This is a genomic window from Nocardia sp. NBC_00881 (genome assembly GCF_045207455.1).
Taxonomy (GTDB): Bacteria; Actinomycetota; Actinomycetes; order Mycobacteriales; family Mycobacteriaceae; genus Nocardia.
Genome location: NZ_CP108798.1, coordinates 7,239,116 through 7,263,927, shown reverse-complemented (window position 1 = coordinate 7,263,927; position 24,812 = coordinate 7,239,116). Strand labels below are relative to the sequence as shown.

The window sequence follows — 24,812 nt, the reverse complement described above, 5'->3', positions numbered from 1 at the left end:
CCCGCACGGCAAATGCATCGACCAGCGCACGCCACTGTGCGCGGGTGGTCCGCTCGCGACACCGCCTGCGATGACACGACCCGCGCGCGTCTGCGCAGCGAGACGAAACCCCTTGCTCCAGGCGGAATATCACGCCCATACTTGCCAGAATTCCGGCAGCGAACTACCGCGCAGAATCATAGAGGATATTGATCACCGTTTTCAACAGCGAGCTGAAAGTTTCCTGAGAAGCACGGGTACCGGTCCAGAAGCGAGGTGCACCGGCAGGGGTAGACATCAAGGGTCGAGGGAATTCTCGTCGCAGGTCAGCCCCTCGGGATAGCGGTGAACAACTGCTGGCTCCGTTCGCTGCGACAACCGGTCCGACAGCACGTGCCCGGGCCAGCGATGACCCCGAAATAGCATCCCGGCGCCGGAACGCGAGCGGACTCGCTCCGGCGCGTCCCTTAAGCTGCCCACAGCGGGATCGCGCAGTCCCGCAGGATGCGGTCCGTGGCAGAGCGGCCCAATGCAGACCGGTGCGCGAAGGAACCTCGCGCACCGGTTCGGTGGTCACGAGCGGCCCTGCTCCGAAACCGCCCGCGGGTTCGAATCCCGCCGGTCACCGCATCCGCCAAAGCCGTCACCGCAGGCCGGTCCCGATCAGGTCATCTCGTGGGAGTGTTCGACGCCTGTATCTCGGTCCGTGCGGGGATGATGAGGAACCGTGGCCAATGATCCGAACGCCCCTGACATCAAGCCCCGCAGCCGTGACGTCACCGACGGGCTGGAGAAGACCGCCGCCCGCGGAATGCTGCGCGCGGTCGGCATGGGCGACGAGGATTGGGAGAAGGCTCAGATCGGAGTGGCCTCCTCGTGGAACGAGATCACTCCGTGCAACCTCTCGCTCGACCGGCTCGCCAGGGCCTGCAAGGACGGGGTGTTCGCCGGCGGCGGCTATCCCATGCAGTTCGGCACCATCTCGGTCTCCGACGGCATCTCCATGGGCCATGAGGGGATGCACTTCTCCCTCGTGTCACGTGAGGTGATCGCCGACAGTGTCGAGACGGTGATGCAGGCGGAGCGTCTTGACGGCTCGGTACTGCTCGCGGGTTGTGACAAATCGCTGCCCGGCATGCTGATGGCGGCGGCCCGCCTGAACCTGGCGAGTGTGTTCCTGTACGCCGGTTCCATCCTGCCCGGAATCGCGAAACTGTCCGACGGCAGCGAGCGCGAGGTGACCATCATCGACGCGTTCGAAGCGGTCGGCGCCTGCTCGCGTGGGCTGATGAGCCGAGAGGACGTGGACGCCATCGAACGGGCCATCTGTCCGGGCGAAGGCGCCTGCGGCGGGATGTACACCGCCAACACCATGGCCAGCGCGGCCGAGGCGATCGGCATGTCGCTACCAGGCAGTTCGGCGCCACCCGCCACCGACCGCCGCCGCGATGGCTTCGCCAGGAGAAGTGGCGAGGCCGTGGTGGAGTTGATCCGGCGCGGGATCACGACGTCGGACATTCTCACCAAGGAGGCCTTCGAGAATGCCATCGCGGTCGTGATGGCATTCGGCGGCTCTACCAACGCTGTTCTGCACCTGCTGGCGATCGCGCACGAGGCGAACGTCGAACTGACGCTGGATGATTTCGCCCGTGTCGGTCGCCGAGTGCCGCACCTCGCCGATGTCAAACCCTTCGGCCGCCACGTGATGACCGACGTGGATCGGATCGGCGGCGTGCCGGTGATGATGAAGGTGCTGTTCGATGCCGGGCTCTTGCACGGGGACTGCCTGACCGTGACGGGGCGGACGGTGGCGGAGAACCTGGCCGACATCGCCCCTCCGGATCCCGACGGCAAGGTGGTTCGGGCCATGGCTTCGCCGATCCACCCGACCGGCGGCATCACCATTCTCGCCGGGTCGCTCGCGCCCGGCGGCGCCGTCGTCAAGTCGGCGGGTTTCGACTCCGACGTGTTCGTCGGCACGGCACGGGTTTTCGACCGCGAGCGGTCGGCAATGGACGCTCTCGAGGACGGCACCATTTCGGCGGGCGATGTAGTGGTCATCCGGTACGAGGGACCGAAGGGCGGTCCGGGGATGCGTGAGATGCTGGCGATCACCGCGGCCATCAAGGGTGCCGGATTGGGCAAGGACGTACTGCTGCTCACCGACGGCCGGTTCTCCGGCGGCACCACGGGACTGTGCGTCGGGCATGTCGCTCCGGAGGCGGTCGATGGTGGTCCGATCGCGTTCGTGCGCGACGGTGACCAGATCCGGCTCGATGTCGGCGCGGGCACCCTCGACCTGTTGATCGACGCCGAGGAACTCGCGCACCGTGGGAAGGGATGGGAACCGTTGCCGATCCGCTACACCCGCGGGGTACTCGCCAAGTACTCCAAGCTGGTGGGCTCGGCGTCGCACGGTGCCGTCTGCGACTGAGGCCGAGCGGTAGCCGGAGCGCCCACAGCTGGCCGGGACTCGGCGTTCTGGTCGGTGAAGCGCCCGATCGGGCTATCGTTTGGCATAGTCGGCGAAGCCCTGCCAGTCGAGCATGACGCAGGGTTCGTCTCCGACAACCCAGGCGTCGTGACCGGGTGCTGCGATCATGAAGTCACCTGGCCCGTATTCCTGTTGCTCGCCGTCGTCCATAGCCACCACCATCCGCCCCGAGATGCAGTAACCGATGTGGGACGCCTGACAGCTGTCGGTCTCGGCGATCGGCTTGACGTGGACCGACCACCGCCAACCGGGTTCGAACACTGCCCGGCCTACCGGGCCGTTCTCGAGGTTGATGAGATCGAGTTTGCCCTTACCCTGCTCGAAGGGTCGGGTCTCCTCCGGCGAATCGAAGCTCTTGCGCACCAGACCAGACATGGCTTTTCTCCTCTGGGATCCAGTCGCGAGTAATGAGGTAGCTAGACCTCGTACCTGCGAACCTCCGGTGGCGTGTCGATGCCGACCTCCTTTGTGAAGGGGCCAGTACACTGCGGCCCCATCTCCCGAAGCAACACCCAGCTGCTCCGCAGTGTCGTCTGAGATCCACGCACGCCAAAAATTCAAAAAGTGATGCGGATCACATCTTATTTCACCGGATTCGCTAGCTGCAAGGTAACCAATAACCATGCACCACCAGATGGATCTGGCGGCTGCCGCGCGCACTCAACCAGCAGGGTTCGGCGCAACCCGCCAGAGCAGATGATCGACGAGCTGGGCGAGCGTCGCCGCGAGAGACATAAGCCGAGAGCGGATCGACGGAAACCTTGTCGGCAGACCGACGGCTGACACATCGGCAGATCGACGGCAAAGTCGTCGGCAGATCGACGGCAAAGTCGTCGGCAGATCGACGGCAAAGTCGTCGGCAGATCGACGGCTGGTACCTTATAATTCTTCCATGCGACAAGCCGTCGAGTACCTGCCCCGCCGAGCCGCCGGACTGATCGAGGCGGCGCTCTCGGACACGCGCGTCGTCATCATCAACGGCGCACGTCAATCCGGTAAAAGTACGCTTGCCGATCGGTGTCTCGGAGATCGCCCTGACGCCGTGAAGCGGTACCTCGACGACCCTCGAACCCGAGCCTCCGCCGCCGCCGACCCGATCGCATTCCTGGATGCCCCTGGGACCATGCTGATCGATGAAGTACAGCGAGTTCCCGAACTCTGGCTGGCCATCAAGAACATCGTCGATCGCGACCCACGGCCGGGTCGGTTCCTGCTGACCGGCTCCGCGCGTCTGTTGAGCCTCAGCGAACTCTCAGACGCCCTGCCCGGCCGCTCGGAGACCCTGGAACTCTTCCCGCTGTCGCAGGGCGAAATACTCGGCACACCCGAGGGATTCATCGATGCGGCATTCGCCGAAGGCACTCGGTTGCGGACCGCTCCGTCGGATCTGCGCCGCCGAGACTATATGGCGATCGCCGCACGAGGCGGATATCCCGAAGCCGTCAGGAGGATCAATCCCCGGCGCCGTGCCCAGTTCTTCAAGTCTTACCTCGACGACATCATGAGCCGTGACGTCCATCAGGTCGCCGATATCCAACGCAGCTCCGATATGCGCCGACTTGTCGCAACCCTGGCCGCACAAAGCGGTGGTCTGCTCAACTACAGCCGACTGTCGTCAGATCTGGGCGTCCCGGTCACCACTATCCGCGAATACATCGGCCTGCTGGAAGTCGTCTATCTGATCCGGCTGATCCCCGCGTGGTCCGCCAACGCCACCGCACGGGCGATCGCCACACCGAAGCTCGTCTTCAACGACTCCGGCCTCGCCGCTCATCTGCTCTCCGGCATAACCAACGATGCCACCACCGGCGGGCTAATCGAAACCTTCGTACTCGGCGAACTCGCCCGTCAGCTCACCTGGAGCCAGACCATGACCCGGCTGCTCCACTATCGTGACCGGGACGGCTATGAAGTCGACGCGATACTCGAAGACAACGCGGGCCGCATCGTGGCCATCGAGGTGAAGGCCGCCGAAACGGTGCGGACCGACGATTTTCGAGCCCTGCGCATCCTGCAGCGCCGCCTCGGCGCCCGATTCCACGCAGGCTTCGTTCTCTACTGCGGCGACCAGCAACTCCCCTTCGGCGATGGCCTGTCGTGCGTACCGATCAACGCTCTGTGGACAACCTCGCAGCCTGACTTGGCGGCGGGACAGAGCTAGCTCCGCCGCATGGCCCGGACCTTCCCACACTTGCTTTTTCGTACACGACACCGGAACCTGTCCAGACCATAGACGAAGTCGGCCGAGCAGAATCAGGAACCGGGTCGGCAGTGGCATGGTGTCCGGGGCGGGACAGATCCTGCGGTGGGAGCCGAAACGACAGTGCCCGTCTCGCCAGGTCGGTCGCCTGGCGAGACGAGCACTGTCGTCAAAAACGGAACTCCCTAGGACTCGCGTCCCGCGGTTGACGCGGTCCGCTTGGTACGGGCGCGACGGCGCTCGGCCTGCAGTTCGGCGAGTTCCTGCTCGAGGATATCGGCGACGCGGAACGAACCGGTGTCGTAGATATCCGGCGGGCGGACATCGGACGTGGCGCTGTCCTTGCCGTTCTTGGCATCGACTGTTCCGTTGCCACTCTTGGCTTCCGCGATCGGGCGGGTCGTGGCGCCGACGCCGGTGACCACCGGCAGCGCGGCGGTCGGGGCTTCGGAGTCGGATACCGAGGGGCGTGGCTTTGCCGAAGCCGTCTGCCGGACAACAGCTTTAGCGGTAGCCGACTCGTCGATGGGCACTCGCGCCGCCGGTCGATCGTCGACCTTGGTCGCCGGTGCGACGGGCCCACTGTCCACGTCGGCCTTCTTGCCGTTGGCCGCCATGGCAGGCTTGGCCTTGGCGGCCACCGACGCGTCGAAATCGTCGACCCGCACCGGTACTGTGGGACGAGTCTCGAAGTCATCCATCACGTCGAGCGCCGAGATGGTGTCGGGCAGCACCGGCTTCCGGGGTGATTCGACCGGAGTGCGCTTCTTCTCGGCCTTCACCATGGCGACGGGAGCGGGAAGCTCGGGATGTGCCGGTGCGCCATTGGTTTCGACGATCGCGTCCTCGATGTCGGCCTGCGGGATCACCTCCACCTCGGCCGGCGGCTCCGGATGCGCTTCGACGTCGGGCGGATCGTGCGCTGCGCCCGGGGCCGTCACTTCCGCGGGAACAGGCATGCGGTATCTGGGCAGCGTGAGCCGAATCTGCTCGGCCGGGTCGGGCAGATCGCGGACCTGCTCGGTGGCCCTGGCGATGGCGAGGCCGTAGCGGGCGCTGGCGGCGTCGTGGATGAGCAGCGCGACACCGATCATCACCGGCGCGATGGCGTGCACAGCGGCGTCGTACCACGCGCCCGCCCGCAGGTAGGGGTAGGTGTTGAGGCTGACCGTCAAGGACAGCAGGGCGACTTCGGCCGCGGCGACCTGACGGCGGTTGTCGATGACGCCCCATTCGGCGACCTTGTTGGTGCCGATCATGATGATGATCAGGCAGACGCTGATCATGCCTTCGAGGAGATAGCTGAACCAGTACAGCGGATCGGCCGCGCCGCCGGGCGCGATGTTGTGCTGGACGTTGACCGCCGACCACAGCATGCCCGCGGCCACGACCCCGGCCAGCGCGCGCAGCGACCACGACCGATGCCGGTAGAGCGAGGCCAGTTTCGCGTGCGGGCTGGATTCTCGTCGCTGCGCGGCAATCGCCTTGCGGGCGAGCAATAGATCTCGCATGTCGGCCTTCTCGATCGCTTCGGTGGTCTGCCTGGCACGGTCGGATGCGGCGGCGGCGGCCTGCGCCTCTTTCCAGCGCTGTCCGCGCTCCTGCGTGCGAATCCGTTCGGCGAGGTCACGTTCGGCATACAGCTCGTCCTCCGACAACGCCTCGGTGAGCGCGGGATCGAACTGGTAGGCGAGCCGTCCCCGGGCCTTTTCGACCCGTCTCGCCAGCTGTGTGACCTCGTCCTCGATGGGGTGTTCGATGACCATCAGCGCTCCCCGCACGGGAGATTCGATGGCGGACAAGTGATCACGTATGGCAACGGCACATCCCATTCATAGTCGATGTACCGCTGCCAGCGAAACTATTCATTTGTCGGGACGAGGAACAATTCGGCGTGCCGCGGACGACACACGCGGCACAGCGCGATTCCACGGTCGTGAGATCCACGGGTGATCAGGCAGGAGAGGCAGTGGAACGGCATGCGCGCGCCATGATTCGGCGTCCATGCACGTGGTTGGCGGCGTTGCGGCCGTCCAGCCGCGACAACCACGCGCAGCCGGGTCGGCTCCGGCAGGGTCGCGGCCCGTACCATCCCGCTCATGAATCAGCCGATGCCGCAGCAGCAGCCGTACCCAGCACAGCAGCCCTACCCCCCGCAGCCATCGCAGCAGCCGGGACCGCAGTTCCCGCTCTTGGTCTCCACAATGAACGACGTGCCCGGCCAGGAGATCGTCCGGGTGTTCGGCGAGGTGGCCGGGCTGACAGTGCGTAGCCGCAGCTTCGGCTCGAACTTCAGCGCCGGTTTCCGCTCCCTGGGCGGCGGCGAAATCCCCGAGTACACCCAACTCCTCTATCAGTCCAGGCACGAAGCGATCATGCGGATGTGCCAGCACGGCATGTCGTTCGGAGCCAACGCGGTGATCGCGATGCGCTTCGACTGCAATGAGATCGCGGGCACGATGAGCGAGGTCGCGGCCTACGGCACGGCGGTGCTGATCAGGCCGGCGCAGTAGCGGCCGAGCGCGCTACTCCTAGGTCGAGGATGGGCAGCTCGGTGTTTCGGCGTCGATCTCCGTGCTGTGCGGGGCTATCGGACTACCGGTCGGACGGGCCGCGCTTGTGATCGCCGAACGGTTCATCGCGTTCCCGCACCGCTTCGCGGAAACCGGCTGTGGCAGCACGCGCTTGGAAGGCGTAGCCCTCCCTGGTGTGCCGGGAGATGCCATCGAACACAGCGCTGATCATGCCGGAGTTCGCGACGCCCTGTGCGTACAGCGCCGAGTTGAGCGCCAGCTTGGCCATCATCAGCTGGTTGATCGGCATGCGGGCGATTCGCGCGACGAATTCCTCGGTGCGCTGGTCTAGTTCGTCGGCGGGGCACGATTCGACTGCCAATCCCCATTCGGCTGCCTGCTTTCCCGTGATGCAGTCGCCGGTGAACAGCAGGCGCTTGGCGCGCTGGTCACCGAGCCGGTGCGCCCACATGCCCGCCGCGGGAACACCCCAGACGCGGGTGGGTGGGTAGCCGATCTTCGTGTCGTCGGCACAGATGATCTGGTCGGCGAACAGAGCGATGTCGCTGCCGCCTGCGACGGCGAAGCCGTGTAGCTTGGCCACCGTTGGCTTGTTCGCCTGCAGCAGGCTCGCGAAGCCGCGGTTGAAGCGGCTCATCATCGCATAGTCGATCATCGGGTCCCAGGTCTGCGCCGGATTGTGGTTGCGTCCCTGCGCCGTCGGATCGACGACCGTCCCCGCCACATCGTCGGGACCGCCGCCCACCACGAAGCTCTGCTCGGCGAACATACTCAGGTCGTACCCGCTGCAGAATCCCTTACCGCGCCCCGACAGCAGGATCACATGCACCCGGGGATCGAGATCCGCACGCTCGACGGCGTGCGCCAGGTCGTGCGGGGTGTCCGGCGTGATCGCATTGCCCTTGTCCGGGCGGTTGAAGGTGATCCGCGCGATGCGGCCGTCCCGCTCGTAGATCAGCGTCCGGTATTCCCGGTCGCTCTCCGGCTGCGGACGATCCGTCCAAGGCGAGTCGGGAGTTTCGGTCCAATTCCGATACCACGCGCCCGGCCCGGCATCGGCTGGGATGCCACTGTCTGTCACTGATTTCCCTTTCGATGGCGACCGATACCCGATATCGGCAGTCTGTCCGATCGACCATTTGACAGTCAATAGTGACTGTGAAAATGTCGGCCCGACGAAAGGAGCCGGATGGCGGGAAAACGCGAGGAGCAGAAGCGAGCGACCCGTGTCCGCATCCTCGACGCCGCCGCAGGCCTGTTGGTCGATCGGGGCTACTCCGCGCTGTCCACGCTGGCCGTGCAGCGCGCGGCAGGCGTAACCCGCGGCGCCCTGCTGCACCACTTCCCCACCATCGCGGCGCTGGTTTCGGAACTCGTCGCGCATCTGGTCGCCCGCAACGAAGCCGCGGTCCACGAGGTGGCGGCCCAGCTCGACAACAACTCCGACCCGGTAATGCGCGCCCTGACCGCGCTGCACGAGTCGATGACCCGCCCGGCCGCGCAGGCCGAATTCGAATTGTGGGCGGCCGCGCGTACCGATCCGGCGCTCGCCGTGGCGCTGCGCGATGCGGAACGACGAGCCGGACGCGACCTACACCGCGTGATCGACACACTGTTCGGCCCGCGCATCATCGACCATCCGCGTTATCCTGCGATCCGCGACCTCACCGTCGCGATACTGCGCGGAACAGCGCTCGCACGGCCGCTGCACGCGACCGGACACTCGGCCACGACAACCGTCGGCCAATGGGCCGAGGCCATCGACATCCTGATCACGCCCCGAAGCAGCACAAATCCGACAGATAACACAGCACCTACATGTGTGATATGAGTCACTTAAGACGGTAATTGTGCCGTCGCACACACCGCCGCTATTCTGGCTGAACATTTGAGACCAATGAGTCTCAATACTGCCTTCGACGGGCCTGGTCCGACCACCGCATGGCACTGGCGAAGGCCGATTCCTGCCGGGCAGCGCCCTGCGGCGCGTGGAGTATCAGGAGCAAACGCCATGCGATCGAAATTGATGTCGGCGGCCGTCGGAATCGCGGCGATGCTGTCCTGCGTCGGCCCGGGCGTCGGGCCCGCCGCCGCCGACTCAGGGTGCCCGAGCATGTACGTGGTGGCGATCCCGGGGACGTGGGAGACCACCGATCGGCTGGACAGCGACGGGCCGGGGCCCGGGATGCTCGCGGCGGTCACCAACGGACTGCCCGCCACGGCGCGCGTGGACTACGTCAGCTATGCGGCGACGGCATTCCCGTGGGAAAGCGAGGTCTACGGGGCCTCCAAGCGCGAGGCCGTGGACAGCGCGCGCGGCATGATCGCGGCGATGGCCCACCGGTGCGGCACGGCCAGGATCGCCCTGGTCGGGTACAGCCAGGGCGCGGACGCCGCGGGTGATCTCGCCGCGGAGATCGGCACCGGCCTCGGCGTCGTACCACCGCACCGAATCGCCGCGGTCGGTCTCATTTCCGACCCGCGCCGCTCGCCCGCCGACGCACTGGTCGGCCCCTCGGTCCCCGGCGCGGGCGCGGGCGGCCCCCGGATCGGCGGGTTCGGCTTCGTCAGCCCACAGACCCGCACCATCTGCGCGATCGGGGACCTCTACTGCGCCACCGCAGCGGACGATTTCGTGACCCGCTTCGCGGGCTTCCTGGCCCAGACCTCCCATCCTGAACCGGCCAACATCTGGCGCTACCAGCTCGAAATGGGCGCGATCATCGGCGATCTCATGACCAACGGTGGGATCACGCTGCTGCAGAACCAGCTTTCGGAGTCGGCCAACCAGGAACGGGCTCGCCTGTTCGACGAGTTCTACCGCTCCCAGGCGCACACCCGCTATGGCAGCTACCCGGTCGGCGGCGGAAAGACCGCGCTGTCCTGGATGCACGACTGGCTGAGCTCGGTGGCCTGAACTCCGGTTTCACCTCACGAGGAGGTCAGCCGCCGGCCGACCTCGCCGAGCCCGTCCGCGACGGCGACCTGCTGGGCGGGCGTGAGCACGTCGACGAGCACCCGGCGAACCGTGGCGATATGACCGGGGGCGATCTTCGCCAGACGATCCCGGCCCGCGTCGGTGAGGACGGCGATGACGCCGCGCACGTCCGTCGGGCATGCCTCGCGCACCAGCAGTCCAGCCTTCTCCAGCTGCGTCACCTGGTAGCTAAGACCACTCTTCGAGGTGTAGAGCGCGTCGGCGAGTTCGGTCATCCGCAAGTTACCTCCCGGCGCGTCCGCGAGCCGGACCAGGACTTCATACTGCGTGTGCGACAGCCCCTCCTGTTTGAGATGGCGTTCGACCTCGCGAGCGACGAGCGCTCCCGCCGCGAGGAAGTTCTGCCAGACCTCCCTCTCGCGCGCGTTCAACCACTGCGGATCCACGATCCCCACTCTAGTCTTCTTGTTCAAATTTGAACAGATTGGCACCTTCCTGCTGCTGCGCAACTGACCCGCGCAGGCGCGTCCGGCCGCGACGTGAAACGAACCCGCGCCGCGGCCTCGCATCACCTGATTCGCAGTGCCGTCAGCCGCCACCCCGCGGATCGGGTGCGTGTGATGCGCGCCGCCAGCGCGAAATGCCGCCCGCCGCGGGCATATCCGGCGCAGACCTCGGCAGTCTTGGCGTCCACCAGCGTCACGCTCACCCGGGTCGGCACCGCGACACCGAGCGAGCGGCCCGGCACGAGATCGGCGCCGATCAAGGTGCGCACCGCGGCGATCACCGTCGGGTCGGCGACCCCGGCCAGCTGCGACACCGATCTTCTGCGGTCGAGCACCTCCAACGCGACCCGCACCGCCGCCTCGGCGAAATGCCGAGCTGCCAAGTGGTTTTCGTGGTCACCCGAAGTGTCACCATGCCCCTTGCGCATCGCGTGTCGAACACCCGCGCCCACCCGTCCCGAATCGGCGGCGGGCGCGCGGGTCCGGCATGGCGACTCGCGCGCCACCGGATTCCGCGCCACCCGCTCGACTTCGGCGCCGCGACGACTTTCCAACGGCGGTTCCGGATTCGGAGCAGGCGACAGCCAATCGCGATATCCAGCCATATGACACCCCTTCGACCCCATTGCTACAACCCTGTGGCGGCCATTCTGCGGACACGCGACAGGATGTCGCGGGTAGTCGGCTACCCGATTCCGTAGTCCGCCCGCCTCACATGCGCATGTCCAGTGGCCCGCTGTCGCTGATGCTTGTCGTTACCGGACACGGGCGAAGGAACCAGGCACCCCTATGTCGAGTAGGCACTCACCATGCGAAGCCGAGATCGGTCACGCTTCTACGCCACCGAACTCGACACGGGCGCTCAGGTCACCCACCACCTGGCAGGTGACCTGACCCGGGATACCTGCCGTAACCGACGCCACACCGCAGCGGCGGGAATAGCCGGGCACTTCCACCGGTTGCCTTGGTTGCCATATCCACCAATTTGCTGTAAAACTTGGGAATCGAGGAGGCATCGTGCAGTTCGGGATTTTCACAGTCGGTGATGTGACGACGGATCCAACCACCGGCCGGACGCCGAGTGAGCACGAGCGCATCACGGCGATGGTGACGATCGCGCGCAAGGCCGAGGAGGTCGGTCTCGACGTGTTCGCCACCGGCGAACACCACAACCCGCCGTTCGTGCCGTCGTCGCCGACGACGATGCTCGGCTACATCGCGGCGCGGACCGAGCGGCTGCAGTTGTCCACCGCGACGACCCTCATCACCACGAATGATCCGGTAAAGATCGCCGAGGACTTCGCGATGCTGCAGCATCTGGCCGAGGGCCGCGTCGACCTGATGCTCGGCCGCGGTAACACCGGACCGGTATATCCCTGGTTCGGCAAGGACATACGCGACGGGATCCCGCTGGCGATCGAGAACTATCACCTGCTGCACCGGCTCTGGCGCGAGGACGTGGTCGACTGGGAGGGCAAGTTCCGCACGCCGCTGCAGTCGTTCACCTCGACTCCGCGCCCGCTGGACGGCGTGCCGCCTTTCGTTTGGCACGGCTCGATTCGCAGCCCTGATATCGCCGAGCAGGCGGCCTACTACGGCGACGGGTTCTTCGCGAATAACATCTTCTGGCCGAAGGAACACTTCCAACGGCTGATCGCGCTATACCGGCAGCGGTATGAACACTACGGACACGGCTCGGCCGACCAGGCCATCGTCGGCCTCGGTGGGCAGGTGTTCATGCGCAAGAACTCCCAGGACGCGGTCCGCGAGTTCCGCCCCTACTTCGACAACGCGCCGGTGTACGGACACGGCCCCTCGCTGGAGGAGTTCACCGAGCAGACGCCGCTGACCGTGGGCAGCCCGCAGGAAGTCATCGACAAGACGCTCACCTTCCGCGAGTCGTTCGGCGACTACCAGCGCCAGCTGTTCTTGATGGACCACGCGGGCCTTCCGCTGAAAACGGTGCTGGAGCAACTGGATCTACTGGGCGATGAAGTGGTCCCGGTGCTGCGCAAGGAATTCGACGCGCGGCGACCGGCCCACATTCCGGACGCGCCGACGCACGCGTCCTTGGTTACCGCACGCGACGCCGCGCTGGAGGCAACCCGATGACCCGCGTCGCCGTCGTCTCCGCGGGCCTGTCCCAACCCTCGTCGACCAGGCTGTTGGCCGATCGATTGGCCGCGGCCACCGACCGCGCGCTGACGGCATCCGGCGGGGGCGCGACATTCGACATCGTCGAAGTGCGTGGCCACGCCCACGATCTGGCCAACAACCTGCTGACCGGATTCGCGGCGGGCGGACTGCGGGAGGTGCTCGACACCGTCGTCACGGCCGACGGCCTGATCGCCGTCACACCAATCTTCAACGCCTCCTACAGCGGCCTGTTCAAAACATTTTTCGATGTGCTGGAACCGAATTCGCTCAGTGGGATGCCGGTGCTGATCGGCGCGACCGGCGGCTCCTCGCGGCATTCCCTCGCGCTCGAGCACGCGGTGCGACCGATGTTCAGCTACCTGCGCGCGACGGTCGTGCCGACGTCGGTCTACGCGGCGTCGGACGACTGGGCGTCGACGGACGCGGACGGGCTGAGTTCCCGAATGGACCGCGCCGCAGCAGAATTCGCGAAAGCGCTCGGCAATGCTCGACGCACTACCGATCCGTACGAAGACCCGGTACCGTTCGCACAGCTGCTCGGCACCCCCTGACCTCTCACCGACATCCACGAAGCCAACGCACGCCCCAAGTAATTTAAATCTCAACTATATGAGGAGAACGATATGACGACCGGAACCGCCAACACCCTGACCGCGGGCACCTGGGCCATCGATCCCACCCACTCCACCCTCGGCTTCTCGGTGCGCCACCTGATGGTCAGCAAGATTCGCGGCCGCTTCACCGACTTCTCCGGCAAGCTGGTCATCGGCGAGGACGGAACCGCCTCGGCCGAGGCCGAGATCCGGGTCGACTCGGTCACCACCGACAACGAACAGCGCGATGAGCACCTGCGCACCGCGGACTTCTTCCACGCCAAGGACTTTCCGGTAGCCACCTTCAAGTCCACCGGGTTCCGGGTGAAGGGCGAGGACTTCGTGGTAGACGGCGAGTTCACCATCCGCGGCGTCACCAAGCCGGTCTCGCTCGACGTCGAGTTCCTGGGCGTGAACCCCGGCATGGGCCATGGCCCGGTCGCGGGATTCGAGGCCAAGACCGTGATCAACCGCCGCGACTTCGGCATCACCATCGACATGCCGCTGCCCGACGGCGGAGCGGTGATCGGCGACAAGATCACGCTGAGCCTCGAGGTCGAGGTCGGCTCGCAGTCCTGACCGACGGGACGTTCCCGCAGGTGTTCGGATCTCCTGCGGGAAGGTCCTTTTCGGTCAGAACAAAGTCATCGGCTCGGTCGGCGTCGGCTCGGGGAGCGGATCGAGCTCGGGCAGCCGCGCGCGGACCTGGTCGTGAAAAAGGCGGGCCAGGCCCAATGCCTCGGCGTTGTCCGGAGTATGCAAGAACACCGTCGGCGACCTGCCTTCGCGCAGCCATTCGGTGACCACGCCGACCCACTGTTGCCAGCCCTCGACGGTCCGTGCGATGTCGTCGCGGCCGTGATACCGCACAATCGGATACTCCGTCAGCGCACGCATCCGGCGCGGCAGGCGTGGCTTCTTCGCCGCCGCCTCCTGCTCGCCCGCGCTGGTAGGCGGACCGCCGAAAAGCACTGTGGTATCGAACGGTATCCACTCGGCGCCGACTCGGGACAGTACATACTCCAGCCTGTGCGCCGCCTGCTGGTCGGCGAAGAACGCGGGATGGCGAACCTCTACGGCGGGCCGGTAGGCCGCGGGCAGCTGCCGCAGGAATCCGGCCAGCGCGCCGAGATCGGTCGGGCCGAACGAGCTGGGCAGCTGGACCCACAACGCGTGGATACGCTCGCCGAGCGGCTCCATCGAGGTGCGGAACGACCGCAGTGCTTCGTCGGCGCCGATCAGCCTGCGCTCGTGCGTGATCGGCTTGGGCAGCTTGATCACGAATCGGAATTCGGGATCGGACTGAGCTGCCCACGATTCCACCGTTCTACGCGACGGCGTCGCGTAGAACGTCGTATTGCCCTCGACCGCGTTGCACCATGTGGCGTACCAGCGCAGCCGCTCCCCCTGCGCGAGCTGACGCCCCTGCCATGCCGTGTGCGTCCACATCGCACATCCCACGTGAAGCCGCATACTCGCGACGCTAACGCAGGCAGCCGACGTAAGCGGCTTCGCGCGACACCCGCATTTTCCCAGAGCGGCTCGAACCGCCCGCGGCTCCGACCGCACGGACCCGAATCAGAGCGAAGCAAGCCGGCAGTTCACGAGCTCAGACATCGAGAGTGAGGCTTTCACCAGACGGCTGCCCCAGCACCGCGATTTCTGACGAAACTTATCGCACAGCAATAGAATCGGCATGACCGATGAGGACTACGACGCATGACGCGACCAGCGCCACACCACAACGATGCCGGGATCCGCTCGTTCCTCGGTATCGGCCGCATGGCCACGCTCGCCGGAATCGACTACGACACCCTTCTGCGCTGGCGCCACTGCGGCCCGGTGTGGGTGCCTTCGCCGGACATTCAGGTCGGCCGCTGGCCTGGGTGGTCGCAGCCGTGTGTCGAGCACTGGATCGCGGTGGACCACGAACCATTCCGCAGGCCCGAATGCCGGCGCTTCGCGGACACCGCGGAGATGCGCCGTGAGTACCGGGTCAACTGGATCACGCTGTGGCTGTGCATCGGCGACGGAACAATCCCCGCCCCGGTCGTGTGGGTGGACGGTCGACCCGGCTGGCGGCGCTGACAACCCCACCACATCCACCGCGATGCCCTTCGCCTGCGAGCCGATCGGTGCGGGACGCCGCCGTCATCATCGCTTCCGACGATCCTGATGACGTGCTGGGTCGAAATCAATGCCGGGGTCACGGTCACCGACACCTGTTCGTCGATGATCGCCGACCCGGACACACCGAGGTCCGAATTGTCCGAGATACTCGGGATACCGCCGAAGCAAGGAGAAATGCCGCTGTGTCCGCACGATTGGACTCTCAATACCGCACCCGCGCGGTGACTTCGCTCGGCGATTCCGAGATCGACGTGCTGGTCATCGGCGGCGGTGTGGTCGGCTCGGGCGCCGCTCTCGACGCCGCCTCCCGCGGCCTGACCGTGACCCTGGTAGAGGCCAGGGATTTCGCGGCGGGCACCTCGAGCCGCTCCAGCAAGCTCATTCACGGCGGCCTGCGCTACCTGGAGCAGCTCGACTTCTGGCTGGTGCGTGAAGCGTTGAAGGAGCGCGGCCTGCTGCTGCACCGCCTCGCACCACACCTGGTGCGGCCGGTGCCGTTCCTGCTGCCGCTGCGACATCGGGTGTGGGAACGGGCCTACATCGGTGCGGGCGTCGCGCTGTACGACACCATCGGTGGCGCCCGCGCAGTGCCCATGCACCGGCACGTTTCCCGCACACGCGCACTGGAATCGGCGCCCGCGCTGCGTCCCGATGCGCTGACCGGCGCCATCCGCTACTTCGACGCCCAGATCGACGACGCCCGCCACACCATGATGCTCGCGCGCACCGCGGCCCAGCACGGCGCGACGGTGCTGACCCGCGCCAAGGTGACCGGGCTGCTGCGCGACGGCGAGCGGGTTGTCGGCGCGAACGTCACCGATCTGGAGACCGGCCTGGTGCACACCGTCCGCGCGCGCCGGGTGATCAGCGCGACCGGTGTCTGGACCGACGAAATGAATCGGATGACCGGCGTCGAATTCCCGTTCCACGTCCGTATGTCCAAGGGTGTGCACATCCTGGTTCCGCGCGAGCGCCTCGACCTGGACACGGGGCTGATCATGCGCACTGAGAAAAGCGTGCTGTTCGTCATTCCGTGGGGCAGGCACTGGATCATCGGCACCACCGACACGGACTGGTCGCTGGACCGGGACCACCCGGCTGCCAGCAACGCCGACGTGCAGTACCTGCTCGACCACGTCAACCAGGTGCTGCGCCAGCCGCTGACCCGCGACGACATCGTCGGCACCTACGCCGGGCTGCGCCCGCTGCTGTCCGGCGCGTCGGCCGATACCGCGACGCTGTCACGGGAGCATGCGGTCGCCGAGCCTGCTCCGGGTCTGTTCGTGATCGCGGGCGGCAAGTACACCACCTATCGCGTGATGGCCGCCGACGCGGTGGATGCGGCGGTCGAGGGGCTCGGCCGGGGGGTCGCCCCGTCGGTGACCGAGCGCCTGCCCATCCTCGGCGCGGTGGGCTACCACGAACTCGCCGCCGACCTGGACAGCCTCGCACAGCGCCGCGGGCTGCCGAGAGCGACGGTCGAACGCCTGCTCGGCCGCTACGGCTCGGCGATCACCGACCTGTTCGACCTGATCGCCGACGAGCCCGAACTGGCCGATCCGCTGACCGGCGCGCCCGACTACCTCGGCGCCGAAGCCGTGTACGCGGTGACCCATGAGGGCGCCCTGCATCTGGACGACGTGCTCACCCGCCGCACCCGCATCTCCATCGAGGCCGCGGACCGCGGCCTGGCCGCCGCACCCGCGGTGGCCTGGCTCGTCGGCGCACGCCTCGGCTGGGACGCCGCGGCCACCGACCGCGAGATCACCCGCTACCGCGACCGGGTGCACGCCGAGCTGGCCGCAAACCAGGCGGCCGACGACGAGTCCGCGAACGCGGCCCGGCTGGTCGCCGTCGCCTGAACCCCGGCGCGTGGCACAGTTCGCGGGAGCATGCCACGTGCGGGGCTCAGTGGTCCATCCCACCGTGTCCACTCGGGGTGGACTCGTCGATCTCGAGTTCTTCGTCGGTGGGGTGCTCGTCGGCGTGGGTCGGCTTGCTGTGCTCCTCCGCGAAATCGGAGTCCTGCTGCATCGCCTCCGCCGTCGTCGGGTCGATTTCCGGTGTGGTCATGATCACGGCGTACCCGGTGTCGGCGAAGGGATGCAGGACCGAGGCCGACGGTGTTCGCACGCGGCCGCGATTCGCGGGGTTGACCTCAACCCCGGTTCAGGATGGACCATGGCAACCATGACAAGACCCGCCGAATTCTGGAACACCGTCTACGACAACGACACCGCACCATGGGTGATCGGCGCGCCACAGCCCGCCATCGTCGCGCTCGAACGTGACGGGTGGATCAGGGGCCGGGTGCTCGACCCCGGTTCCGGTGCGGGCGAACACACGATCCTGCTGACCAGACTCGGTTACGACGTACTCGGTATCGACATGGCGCCGAGCGCTGTCGCCTACGCCCGTGCCAACGCCGCCGAGCAGAATGTCCCCACCGCCGTATTCGAGGTGGCCGATGCGCTCGCGCTCGGCGACCGCCCGGATTTCGCCGGTGATCCGCCCGGCTCCGCAGCCGCGTTCGACACCATCGTGGACAGCGCCCTTTTCCATGTTTTCGGCAACGAGGACGAGGCGCGCGCCGCCTACGTTCGTAGCCTGCGCACGATCTGCAAGCCGGGCGGTGTGGTGCACGTCCTGGCGCTCTCGGACACCGAACCAGGGTTCGGACCTCGGATCAGCGACTCGGTGATCCGGGACTCCTTCCGTGACGGCTGGGAGATCGAAGACCTGCGGCCTACGCGCTACCGGGGACGGATCACCGACGTCGTGGCCGAGGAGGCAGCGCAGTTGGACGTGTCCGAGTCCGGTCTCGTCGACGTCGCCGCGTGGCTGGCCAGGATCCGCCGGCACTAGCCGGCGCCGTCCGCACCCTCATCCCACATCCCGCAGACGCAACAGCCCAGCTGCCGTCGACCGGAACCGGCAGGAATCGAAGTAGAACGGCGCGAGCCGATCCTCGAAGTCGACGTGCAGCCAGGTGCACCCCGCCGCTCGCGCGCCCCGCGCGGCACGGTCGACGAGTTCGGTACCGATGCCGCGATGCCGGTACTCGGGCCGTACTTCAGGATCGAGGAGAAAGGCATGCTCGCCCCCGTCCCACGCGACGTTGACGAATCCGGTCAGCGAAGCGTTCGCCGAGCGTGCTGTCACCCAGCCGAGGCTGTGCCGCGCGATCCGGTCCCAGCTGCCCGGCTCGGGCGTACCGCCATGCGACCGCGTCAACTCGGCCATCTCGTCATCACCGAGTTCGCCCCGCCATCGGTACCGAATCTCCATCCCGCGCGAGGTTACTGCGGCACCAGGGCCGCAATCCACCGATTTCCACGATCGATCAGGTCGTTCCTGTGGAGCGGCTGGGAACCTGCCGTGAGCCTCTGTCGCGGGCGTTTCACTGCTTGGGTGACCGGTAAACTACTGCCCGGGACAGTACGAGGGTGCGCTGTCGATAGGGCACGGGCGAACACAGGAGGCTTCATGGCGACCCCCCGCTTCCGATCCGGTGTCATCGCGGGGTTCGCCTTGGTGATGACGCTCGTCGTGGCGGCATGCTCGTCCTCGTCGGCACCGAAACCCGCGCAGGGAGCCACCGGCCCGGTGGCCGCGCCTATCGCCATCCAGCCGGGGTCCGGCGCCCAGGACGTCGATCCGCTCACGCCGGTCCAGGTGAACGCGACCGACGGCATGCTGACCTCGGTCGCGATGACCAACGAACAGGGCAAGGCGGTCGACGGCATCCTGACCCCGGACAAGACGGCCTGGAAGCCCGTCGAACCACTCGGCTACGGGCACACCTACACCGTCACTGCCGAGGGGCTCACCCTCACCGGCAAGATCGGCCCTACCAGCTCCACATTCTCCACGCTGAAGCCGAACAACCAGACCAAGGTGTACCTGACCACCACCGGCGGCACGCCGCTGGCCGACGGCGGCACATTCGGCGTCGGCACCGTCGTGGTGGCCCACTTCGACGAGGACATCCCCGATCGCACCGCCGCCGAGAAGCGGCTGGCGGTGACCACCGAGCCACCGGTCGAAGGCTCCTGGTACTGGCTGGACAACCGCAACGCCCACTGGCGCCCGAAGGAGTACTACGCCCCGGGCACCAAGGTCGCCGTCGTGGCGAACATCTACGGCCAGGAACTCGGCCATGGCCTCTACGGCCAGGAGGACACCAAGACCACGTTCAGCATCGGCGCCTCGCACGTCTCGATCGCCGACGACAACACCAAGCAGATCCAGGTCTTCGACAATGGCAAGCTGATTCGCACGATGCCGACCTCCATGGGTATGGGCGGTCGCGAGGTGATCGCGGGCAAGACGCTCACCTTCTGGACCCAGCCCGGTATCTACACCGTGATGGACAAGGCCAACCCGGTGATCATGGACTCCTCCACCTACGGCCTGCCGATCAACTCCCGCCTGGGCTACAAGGAGGCCATCGGCTGGGCCACCCGGATCAGCACTGACGGCATCTACCTGCATCAGCTCGACTCCACCGTCTGGGCCCAGGGCAACACCGACGTCTCGCACGGTTGCCTCAACCTCAGCGGCGAGAATGCCCAGTGGTTCTTCAACTTCGCCGTCCCCGGTGACGTGGTGGAGATCCGCAACACCGGCGGCGCCCCACTGGAGGTCTGGCAGAACGGCGACTGGGGTCTGCCGTGGGATCAGTGGGTGCAGGGCAGCGCGCTGCACTAGCTCACCGGCTCGGCGACACGCTCAGCTCTCTTGCCGACGATCGGCACCTGCACTACCCTCCTGCTGCCGCGAGACCGTTCGGTCTCCAATCCTGCGCGACGTATCCCCGGCGGCACGGGTCGGACCCGGGTCAAGATCGGAGCCGATTCGACGGCGATGCTGCTGTACTACCTCCTACTGTCGGCCTATCTGGCCGACGCCATCACTCCTCTCCTGGACTGAGGACGTTCGGTTCCAGCGCACCGCGAGCTGGTCGCCCTTCCGTGTCCTCGGCGATCCGGTGCACGCTGTGTTCGGCTACCGCGCCGACAACCGGGCGAAACAGGTGATCGTCAGTTCGCGTTCGGCGCGGCGACAGCGCCGGACCACCTCGCCGGCGTACATGCCGACCGAGTTCGCGGCGATCGGTCCCGATAGCTCAGCCGTCGTAGGAGACGTGCGGCGTCCACGCGGAGGCCGGGCGGGTGGCCGCCGCGTGCAATGCCTCGGCGACCCGTTCCCGGGTAAACGCTCCTTCGCCGAGCACGCCGTTGATCTGCACCGCGACGGCGCGGATGCCCGCGGGCGCCAGCGTGGTGTCCAGGCTGGTGACCAGGTTGCGCACCGCCGCCTTCTGGACGCCGAGCGAGGCAGCCTGATGCCACGGCTTGTCCGCGGCCGCGCTGCCGGTTACCAGCACGCGCGCCCCCTCGGACAGGTACGGACGCGCGGCCTGGACCGCGGGAAGCAGAGCCGCGGCGCCGACGGTGAAGTCCTCGATCAGCTCGGGCACCGACAACCGCAGCGGATCGGCCTGGCGGAAGATGCTCGGATTGAAGTGCAGCACGTCGATGCGGCCGTGCCGGTCTCCCACACCAGCGACGGCACGGCCCACATCGGTGGGATCTCCCAGATCCACTCCGACGCCGGACGCGTCGAACCCCTCGCCCCGCAGCTGTTCGGCCAGCGGCTCGGCCTCCGTATCGAAGCGACAGGCCAACACCGCGGCAAATCCGTCACGGGCGAACAGGCGGGCGACCGACAGCCCGACGCCGGGGCCGGCACCAAGCACGAGGAGCACAGGAGCAGTCATGCTTCCCGAGCTTAGGTGGGCCACCCGACCGCCACGTGATTCGTTGACGAACGCCCATCCGATTCTCGCCTCGTCGGCGCCGAGAGGTAACACTGCCGCGGCCACATGGCGCGAGCGAGGGCCGGCCCGTCGCGCCGAACCGTGGGTACTGTCGAGTCGAGGGCGTGGTCAGGCGGCAAGGAGTGCTCCGGTGGAACGAGAACGGATACCGGCCAGGAGAACCGCGGCACTGATCGACGACGACACCGTCCCGTTTGCCAGGATCAGCGCTCCACCGCGCTCCGCACCTCGCCCCCACCGCACCAATGCCCGTCGTCGCCCCGAAACCGGGCGGCACCGGCGAACCCTCCGCGTGGCCCGCATCGCGGCCCGACTGGTCGCGGCGGCCTCCGCCCTCGGGATCCTGGCCGGAACCGGCTTCGCCTGGTCCGCCAAGACCGACTTCGACCACGGGTTCACCCGCACCGACGCGATCGGTGCGGACGCGCCCCGCTCCCTCGGCGGCGACCTGAACATCCTGCTGATCGGCCTGGACACGCGCAAGGACCAGAACGGCAACGATCTGCCGAAGCCGATCCTCGACCAGCTGCACGCCGGCGATGGTGAAGAGGGCGGCTACAACGCGAACTCGCTTATCCTGCTCCACATTCCGGCGGACATGCGGAAAGTCGTGGCGTTCTCCATTCCGCGTGACGACTACGTCCCGGTCTCCGGCATCCCCGGCTACGACCACGCCAAGATCAAAGAGGCGTACGGATTGAAGAAGGCCGCCGCCCAGGCCAAGCTGATCGCCGCGGGCGAGAAGGACCAGGTCACGTTGGAACGCGAGGGTCGAGAGGCCGGACGCGCGTCCATCGTGTCGACCGTGCGCAACCTGGTCGGCGTCCCGATCGACCGCTTCGCCGAAATCTCGCTGGCCGGGTTCTACGACCTCGCCACGGCACTCGGCGGCGTGGACGTCTGCCTGAACCACGCCGTCGACGACAGCTACTACTCGGGTGCCACCTTCCCGGCCGGGCCGCAGCATCTCGACGGCTCCGAAGCGCTGGCGTTCGTCCGGCAGCGCCACGGCCTGGAGAACGGCGACCTCGACCGCACCCACCGTCAGCAGGCGTTCCTCACCTCGGTGGCCAAGTCGCTGCAGGATTCCGGGACGCTGACCGATATCGGCAAGCTGTCCCAGCTGATGGACGTGGCGCACCGCGACGTCGTGCTGTCCGACGACTGGAACCTGCTCGACTTCGCCCGCGACCTCGGCACGGCGGGGGCGATGTCGGTCGAGTTCCGCACGCTGCCGGTGCTGCGCTACGACAACATCGACGGCCAAGACGTCAATATCGTCGACGCGGTGGCCATCAAGAAGGAGGTGCGCGCCGCGTTCGGCGTCGAACAGCCGCAGCCTGCCTCGGTCCGCCTGCCGGCCAGCATCGTCGATGTGTACAACGCCAGCCACGTCGCAGGCCGGGCCGCCAAGCTCTCCTCCGCGTTGGCCGGCCGCGGCTACCAGCAGGGCACCGTGGCCAACGGCACCTACGCCGACGGCTCCACCACCACGATCACCTACGGCCCCGGCGCGGAGGCCGACGCCACCCAGCTGGCCGACCTCCTCGGCGAATTCACTGCCACCGCGTCGCCCGACGTTCCGGCCGGCCACGTCAAGATCGTCCTCGGCAGCGACTTCTCCATGCCCGCCGAATTCGACTCGACCGCGGCGGGGACCGCATCCCCGCCGAGCCGTTCCGCTCCGCCGACACCGGACGCCGGCAAGCCGGTCACCACCACCATCGGCAACACGGTGCCCTGCGTGAACTAGCGGACCGCATGCGGTGATTCGTGCGCTATTCGACGACGGCCTTGATCCGGTTCAGCGTCTCCCGCATCCCCTCGACGTTCGTCTTGCGGCGCGTCCACCCGGCCAGCAGCCAGTACAGCCGCAGAACTGGGTTGCTGTGCAACTGGAACGACTCGGTCACCTCGGTGCCGCCCTCGACCGGCTCGAAGACGTAGCGCCAGGTGTTGATCGCCATGCCACCCGGGCCGAGAACGGTGAACGCGAACTCGCGGCCCGGAGTACAGGCGACGATCCGGCACACCGTCCAGTACGTCACACCCCAGCCGTTGCGGTTGACATGGCCGCGGAACATGACACCCACCGCGGGCCCGGTGGCGCCGCCGAGCCATTGCGCATCGAACGTCTCGGGACTGAACCGCCCGGTGTTCTCGATGTCGCTGACCAGCGCCCAGATTTTATCGGCGGAGGCGCCCATCCGAACCGTCACGCTGTCATGCATGCGCCGGACGCTAGCAGGCGGTCGGTTCGGTGCCGGTGGACCGAGTGTGCCGGATTCCAGGCGGGCGGCCCAGCTGTCGGCGTGGGGCAGCGGCCGAGCAGTAGGTCACGACGCACCGATGCCCGCGGACGCCGGGCGGTCACGGTGCACCGGGCCGTGAGCGTCGTCGCAGTGGTCGTCCAGCACTGGCAGCAGGCGCTGCGGGTCGGCGGCTGCCGCCGCATCGACGACGTGACTGTGGTCGACCTGCAAGGTGGTGTGGGTGATGCCGTAGCCGTGATCGAGCAGCCGCTCGATCCGCTGACGCAGTCCGTGGCAGTCCGCGCCGGCCTGGACCAGCACGTGAGCCGACAACGCGATGTCACCGGAGGTGATCTGCCAGACATGCAGGTCGTGCACCTCGTCGACGCCGTCGATCTCGACCAGCCGGTGCCCGAGCGCGTCCGGATCGACGCCCGCGGGCGCCGCCTCCAGGAAGATCCGGCCGGATTCGCGCACCAGCCCTAGCCCCGCTTTGATCATCAGCGCCACCACGATCAGCGTGGCGATCGCATCCGCCCTGGCGAATCCGGTGACCAGCACGACGAATCCGGCCACGGCGGTGGCGATGAATCCGTACAGATCGTTGAGCACGTGCTGGAATGCGCCCTCCACGTTGAGGCTGGACCGGTTCGCCTTGCTGATCGCCCACGCGGCCGCGATGTTGATCACGATGCCGACCAGCGCGGTCACCACCACGAGCCCGCCGGTCACCTCCGGTGGCTGCAGCAGACGCCGGACGGCCTCGTAGGTCAGCCAGCCGGCGAGTACGAGCAACGTGATGCCGTTCGCCTGCGCCGACAGGATCTCGGCGCGTTTGTAGCCGTAGGTGTACTTGCCGCGGGCGGGACGGGCGGCGAGTCTGATGGCGCCGAGCGCCAGCACGATCGAAGCGGCGTCGGTGAGCATGTGCGCCGCGTCGGACAGCAGCGCCAGCGAGTTGGCCAGCAGGCCGACCACGACCTCGACCGCCATGAAGCCGGCGATCAGCGTCAGCGCTACCGTCAGCCACCTCCGGTCGGCATCGACGGACACCCCGTGTCCGTGTGTGTGATCATGCTCGTGTTCATGTGCCATCGACCCAGCCCGCTTTCATACCAGCGACGTATGCGCATATCTGCATCTGTTACGTCAGCTTAGCTCACCCTGAACGGCCCGCAGAATCGCTC

Annotated in this window: 25 protein-coding genes and 1 tRNA gene; 15 read left to right on the top strand and 11 right to left on the bottom strand. The window is 67.1% G+C overall.

From position 1 onward, the window contains the following. The first annotated feature begins 485 nt into the window (after window positions 1-485). Window positions 486-609: transfer RNA gene (locus OH799_RS30790), tRNA-OTHER, on the top strand. A gap of 97 nt (window positions 610-706) precedes the next feature. Next, window positions 707-2,413 carry a dihydroxy-acid dehydratase gene (gene ilvD, locus OH799_RS30785; protein ID WP_406271386.1) on the top strand — a complete coding sequence of 569 codons (1,707 nt, stop codon included), beginning with the start codon at window positions 707-709 and terminating at the stop codon, window positions 2,411-2,413. 72 nt (window positions 2,414-2,485) lie between these two features. Here the strand turns inward: ilvD and OH799_RS30780 are convergent, their stop codons facing one another. Further along, on the bottom strand, window positions 2,486-2,848 hold the full coding sequence (locus tag OH799_RS30780) for a cupin domain-containing protein (protein WP_406271383.1): 363 nt from the start codon (window positions 2,846-2,848) through the stop codon (window positions 2,486-2,488). Between the two features lie 517 nt (window positions 2,849-3,365). Here OH799_RS30780 and OH799_RS30775 point away from each other — a divergent pair. Next, complete coding sequence (locus tag OH799_RS30775) at window positions 3,366-4,634, top strand: ATP-binding protein (RefSeq protein WP_406271380.1); 1,269 nt, start codon at window positions 3,366-3,368, stop codon at window positions 4,632-4,634. Window positions 4,635-4,858: 224 nt separating this feature from the next. On the opposite strand, the gene OH799_RS30770 is transcribed toward OH799_RS30775, so the two are convergent. After that, window positions 4,859-6,439 carry a hypothetical protein gene (locus tag OH799_RS30770; RefSeq protein WP_406271377.1) on the bottom strand — a complete coding sequence of 527 codons (1,581 nt, stop codon included), beginning with the start codon at window positions 6,437-6,439 and terminating at the stop codon, window positions 4,859-4,861. A 438-nt stretch (window positions 6,440-6,877) separates the two neighbouring features. On the opposite strand from OH799_RS30770, the gene OH799_RS30765 reads away from it, so the two are divergent. After that, window positions 6,878-7,186, top strand: coding sequence for a YbjQ family protein (locus tag OH799_RS30765; RefSeq protein WP_406282744.1), 309 nt, complete (start codon window positions 6,878-6,880; stop codon window positions 7,184-7,186). 82 nt (window positions 7,187-7,268) lie between these two features. On the opposite strand, the gene OH799_RS30760 is transcribed toward OH799_RS30765, so the two are convergent. Then, window positions 7,269-8,288: a crotonase/enoyl-CoA hydratase family protein gene (locus tag OH799_RS30760; RefSeq protein ID WP_406271374.1), complete on the bottom strand. Its 1,020-nt coding sequence runs from the start codon at window positions 8,286-8,288 to the stop codon at window positions 7,269-7,271. Between the two features lie 108 nt (window positions 8,289-8,396). On the opposite strand from OH799_RS30760, the gene OH799_RS30755 reads away from it, so the two are divergent. Then, complete coding sequence (locus OH799_RS30755) at window positions 8,397-9,038, top strand: TetR/AcrR family transcriptional regulator (RefSeq protein WP_406271371.1); 642 nt, start codon at window positions 8,397-8,399, stop codon at window positions 9,036-9,038. Between the two features lie 180 nt (window positions 9,039-9,218). Beyond that, window positions 9,219-10,124: a cutinase family protein gene (locus tag OH799_RS30750; protein ID WP_406271368.1), complete on the top strand. Its 906-nt coding sequence runs from the start codon at window positions 9,219-9,221 to the stop codon at window positions 10,122-10,124. A gap of 14 nt (window positions 10,125-10,138) precedes the next feature. Here the strand turns inward: OH799_RS30750 and OH799_RS30745 are convergent, their stop codons facing one another. Together OH799_RS30745 and OH799_RS30740 are read right to left on the bottom strand one after the other, a co-directional pair. After that, a complete protein-coding gene (locus OH799_RS30745; protein WP_406271365.1) occupies window positions 10,139-10,591 on the bottom strand; it encodes a MarR family winged helix-turn-helix transcriptional regulator in 453 nt (150 codons plus the stop codon). A 122-nt stretch (window positions 10,592-10,713) separates the two neighbouring features. Continuing rightward, window positions 10,714-11,256 (bottom strand): Rv3235 family protein, encoded by a 543-nt coding sequence (locus tag OH799_RS30740; RefSeq protein WP_406271362.1) that lies wholly within the window; start codon window positions 11,254-11,256, stop codon window positions 10,714-10,716. Window positions 11,257-11,668: 412 nt separating this feature from the next. On the opposite strand from OH799_RS30740, the gene OH799_RS30735 reads away from it, so the two are divergent. The 3 genes from OH799_RS30735 (at window position 11,669) to OH799_RS30725 (ending at window position 13,980) form a co-directional block, all read left to right on the top strand. Then, a complete protein-coding gene (locus OH799_RS30735) occupies window positions 11,669-12,763 on the top strand; it encodes an LLM class flavin-dependent oxidoreductase (protein ID WP_406271359.1) in 1,095 nt (364 codons plus the stop codon). After that, on the top strand, window positions 12,760-13,359 hold the full coding sequence (locus OH799_RS30730) for an FMN reductase (RefSeq protein WP_406271357.1): 600 nt from the start codon (window positions 12,760-12,762) through the stop codon (window positions 13,357-13,359). The genes OH799_RS30735 and OH799_RS30730 overlap by 4 nt, the downstream gene beginning before the upstream one ends. Before the next feature lie 72 nt (window positions 13,360-13,431). Then, window positions 13,432-13,980 (top strand): YceI family protein, encoded by a 549-nt coding sequence (locus tag OH799_RS30725; protein WP_406271354.1) that lies wholly within the window; start codon window positions 13,432-13,434, stop codon window positions 13,978-13,980. Between the two features lie 54 nt (window positions 13,981-14,034). Here OH799_RS30725 and OH799_RS30720 read toward each other — a convergent pair whose 3' ends face one another. Beyond that, window positions 14,035-14,874, bottom strand: coding sequence for a DUF72 domain-containing protein (locus OH799_RS30720; protein ID WP_406271351.1), 840 nt, complete (start codon window positions 14,872-14,874; stop codon window positions 14,035-14,037). 246 nt (window positions 14,875-15,120) lie between these two features. Between OH799_RS30720 and OH799_RS30715 the strand changes: the two genes are divergently transcribed. Both OH799_RS30715 and OH799_RS30710 read left to right on the top strand, forming a co-directional pair. Beyond that, window positions 15,121-15,489 (top strand): hypothetical protein, encoded by a 369-nt coding sequence (locus OH799_RS30715; protein ID WP_406271348.1) that lies wholly within the window; start codon window positions 15,121-15,123, stop codon window positions 15,487-15,489. A 224-nt stretch (window positions 15,490-15,713) separates the two neighbouring features. Continuing rightward, window positions 15,714-17,393 (top strand): glycerol-3-phosphate dehydrogenase/oxidase, encoded by a 1,680-nt coding sequence (locus OH799_RS30710; RefSeq protein ID WP_406271345.1) that lies wholly within the window; start codon window positions 15,714-15,716, stop codon window positions 17,391-17,393. A gap of 46 nt (window positions 17,394-17,439) precedes the next feature. On the opposite strand, the gene OH799_RS30705 is transcribed toward OH799_RS30710, so the two are convergent. Then, the gene (locus OH799_RS30705) at window positions 17,440-17,604 is read right to left on the bottom strand and encodes a hypothetical protein (RefSeq protein WP_406271342.1); all 165 of its coding nucleotides are present in this window, start codon (window positions 17,602-17,604) and stop codon (window positions 17,440-17,442) included. Window positions 17,605-17,721: 117 nt separating this feature from the next. Here OH799_RS30705 and OH799_RS30700 point away from each other — a divergent pair, with 117 nt between their 5' ends. Then, window positions 17,722-18,396: a class I SAM-dependent methyltransferase gene (locus OH799_RS30700; RefSeq protein WP_406271339.1), complete on the top strand. Its 675-nt coding sequence runs from the start codon at window positions 17,722-17,724 to the stop codon at window positions 18,394-18,396. Between the two features lie 18 nt (window positions 18,397-18,414). On the opposite strand, the gene OH799_RS30695 is transcribed toward OH799_RS30700, so the two are convergent. Beyond that, window positions 18,415-18,819: a GNAT family N-acetyltransferase gene (locus tag OH799_RS30695; protein WP_406271336.1), complete on the bottom strand. Its 405-nt coding sequence runs from the start codon at window positions 18,817-18,819 to the stop codon at window positions 18,415-18,417. Window positions 18,820-19,017: 198 nt separating this feature from the next. Between OH799_RS30695 and OH799_RS30690 the strand changes: the two genes are divergently transcribed. Further along, the gene (locus tag OH799_RS30690) at window positions 19,018-20,241 is read left to right on the top strand and encodes an Ig-like domain-containing protein (protein WP_406271333.1); all 1,224 of its coding nucleotides are present in this window, start codon (window positions 19,018-19,020) and stop codon (window positions 20,239-20,241) included. 30 nt (window positions 20,242-20,271) lie between these two features. Next, a complete protein-coding gene (locus tag OH799_RS30685) occupies window positions 20,272-20,463 on the top strand; it encodes a hypothetical protein (protein WP_406271330.1) in 192 nt (63 codons plus the stop codon). Between the two features lie 196 nt (window positions 20,464-20,659). Here the strand turns inward: OH799_RS30685 and OH799_RS30680 are convergent, their stop codons facing one another. Then, complete coding sequence (locus tag OH799_RS30680; RefSeq protein WP_406271328.1) at window positions 20,660-21,313, bottom strand: SDR family oxidoreductase; 654 nt, start codon at window positions 21,311-21,313, stop codon at window positions 20,660-20,662. A 190-nt stretch (window positions 21,314-21,503) separates the two neighbouring features. Between OH799_RS30680 and OH799_RS30675 the strand changes: the two genes are divergently transcribed. Then, entirely contained in the window at window positions 21,504-23,126 is a 1,623-nt protein-coding gene (locus OH799_RS30675; protein ID WP_406271325.1) for an LCP family protein, read from the top strand. Between the two features lie 25 nt (window positions 23,127-23,151). Here the strand turns inward: OH799_RS30675 and OH799_RS30670 are convergent, their stop codons facing one another. Both OH799_RS30670 and OH799_RS30665 read right to left on the bottom strand, forming a co-directional pair. Beyond that, window positions 23,152-23,604, bottom strand: coding sequence for an SRPBCC family protein (locus OH799_RS30670; RefSeq protein ID WP_406271323.1), 453 nt, complete (start codon window positions 23,602-23,604; stop codon window positions 23,152-23,154). Window positions 23,605-23,709: 105 nt separating this feature from the next. After that, window positions 23,710-24,720 (bottom strand): cation diffusion facilitator family transporter, encoded by a 1,011-nt coding sequence (locus OH799_RS30665; RefSeq protein ID WP_406271320.1) that lies wholly within the window; start codon window positions 24,718-24,720, stop codon window positions 23,710-23,712. Window positions 24,721-24,812: the final 92 nt, after the last annotated feature.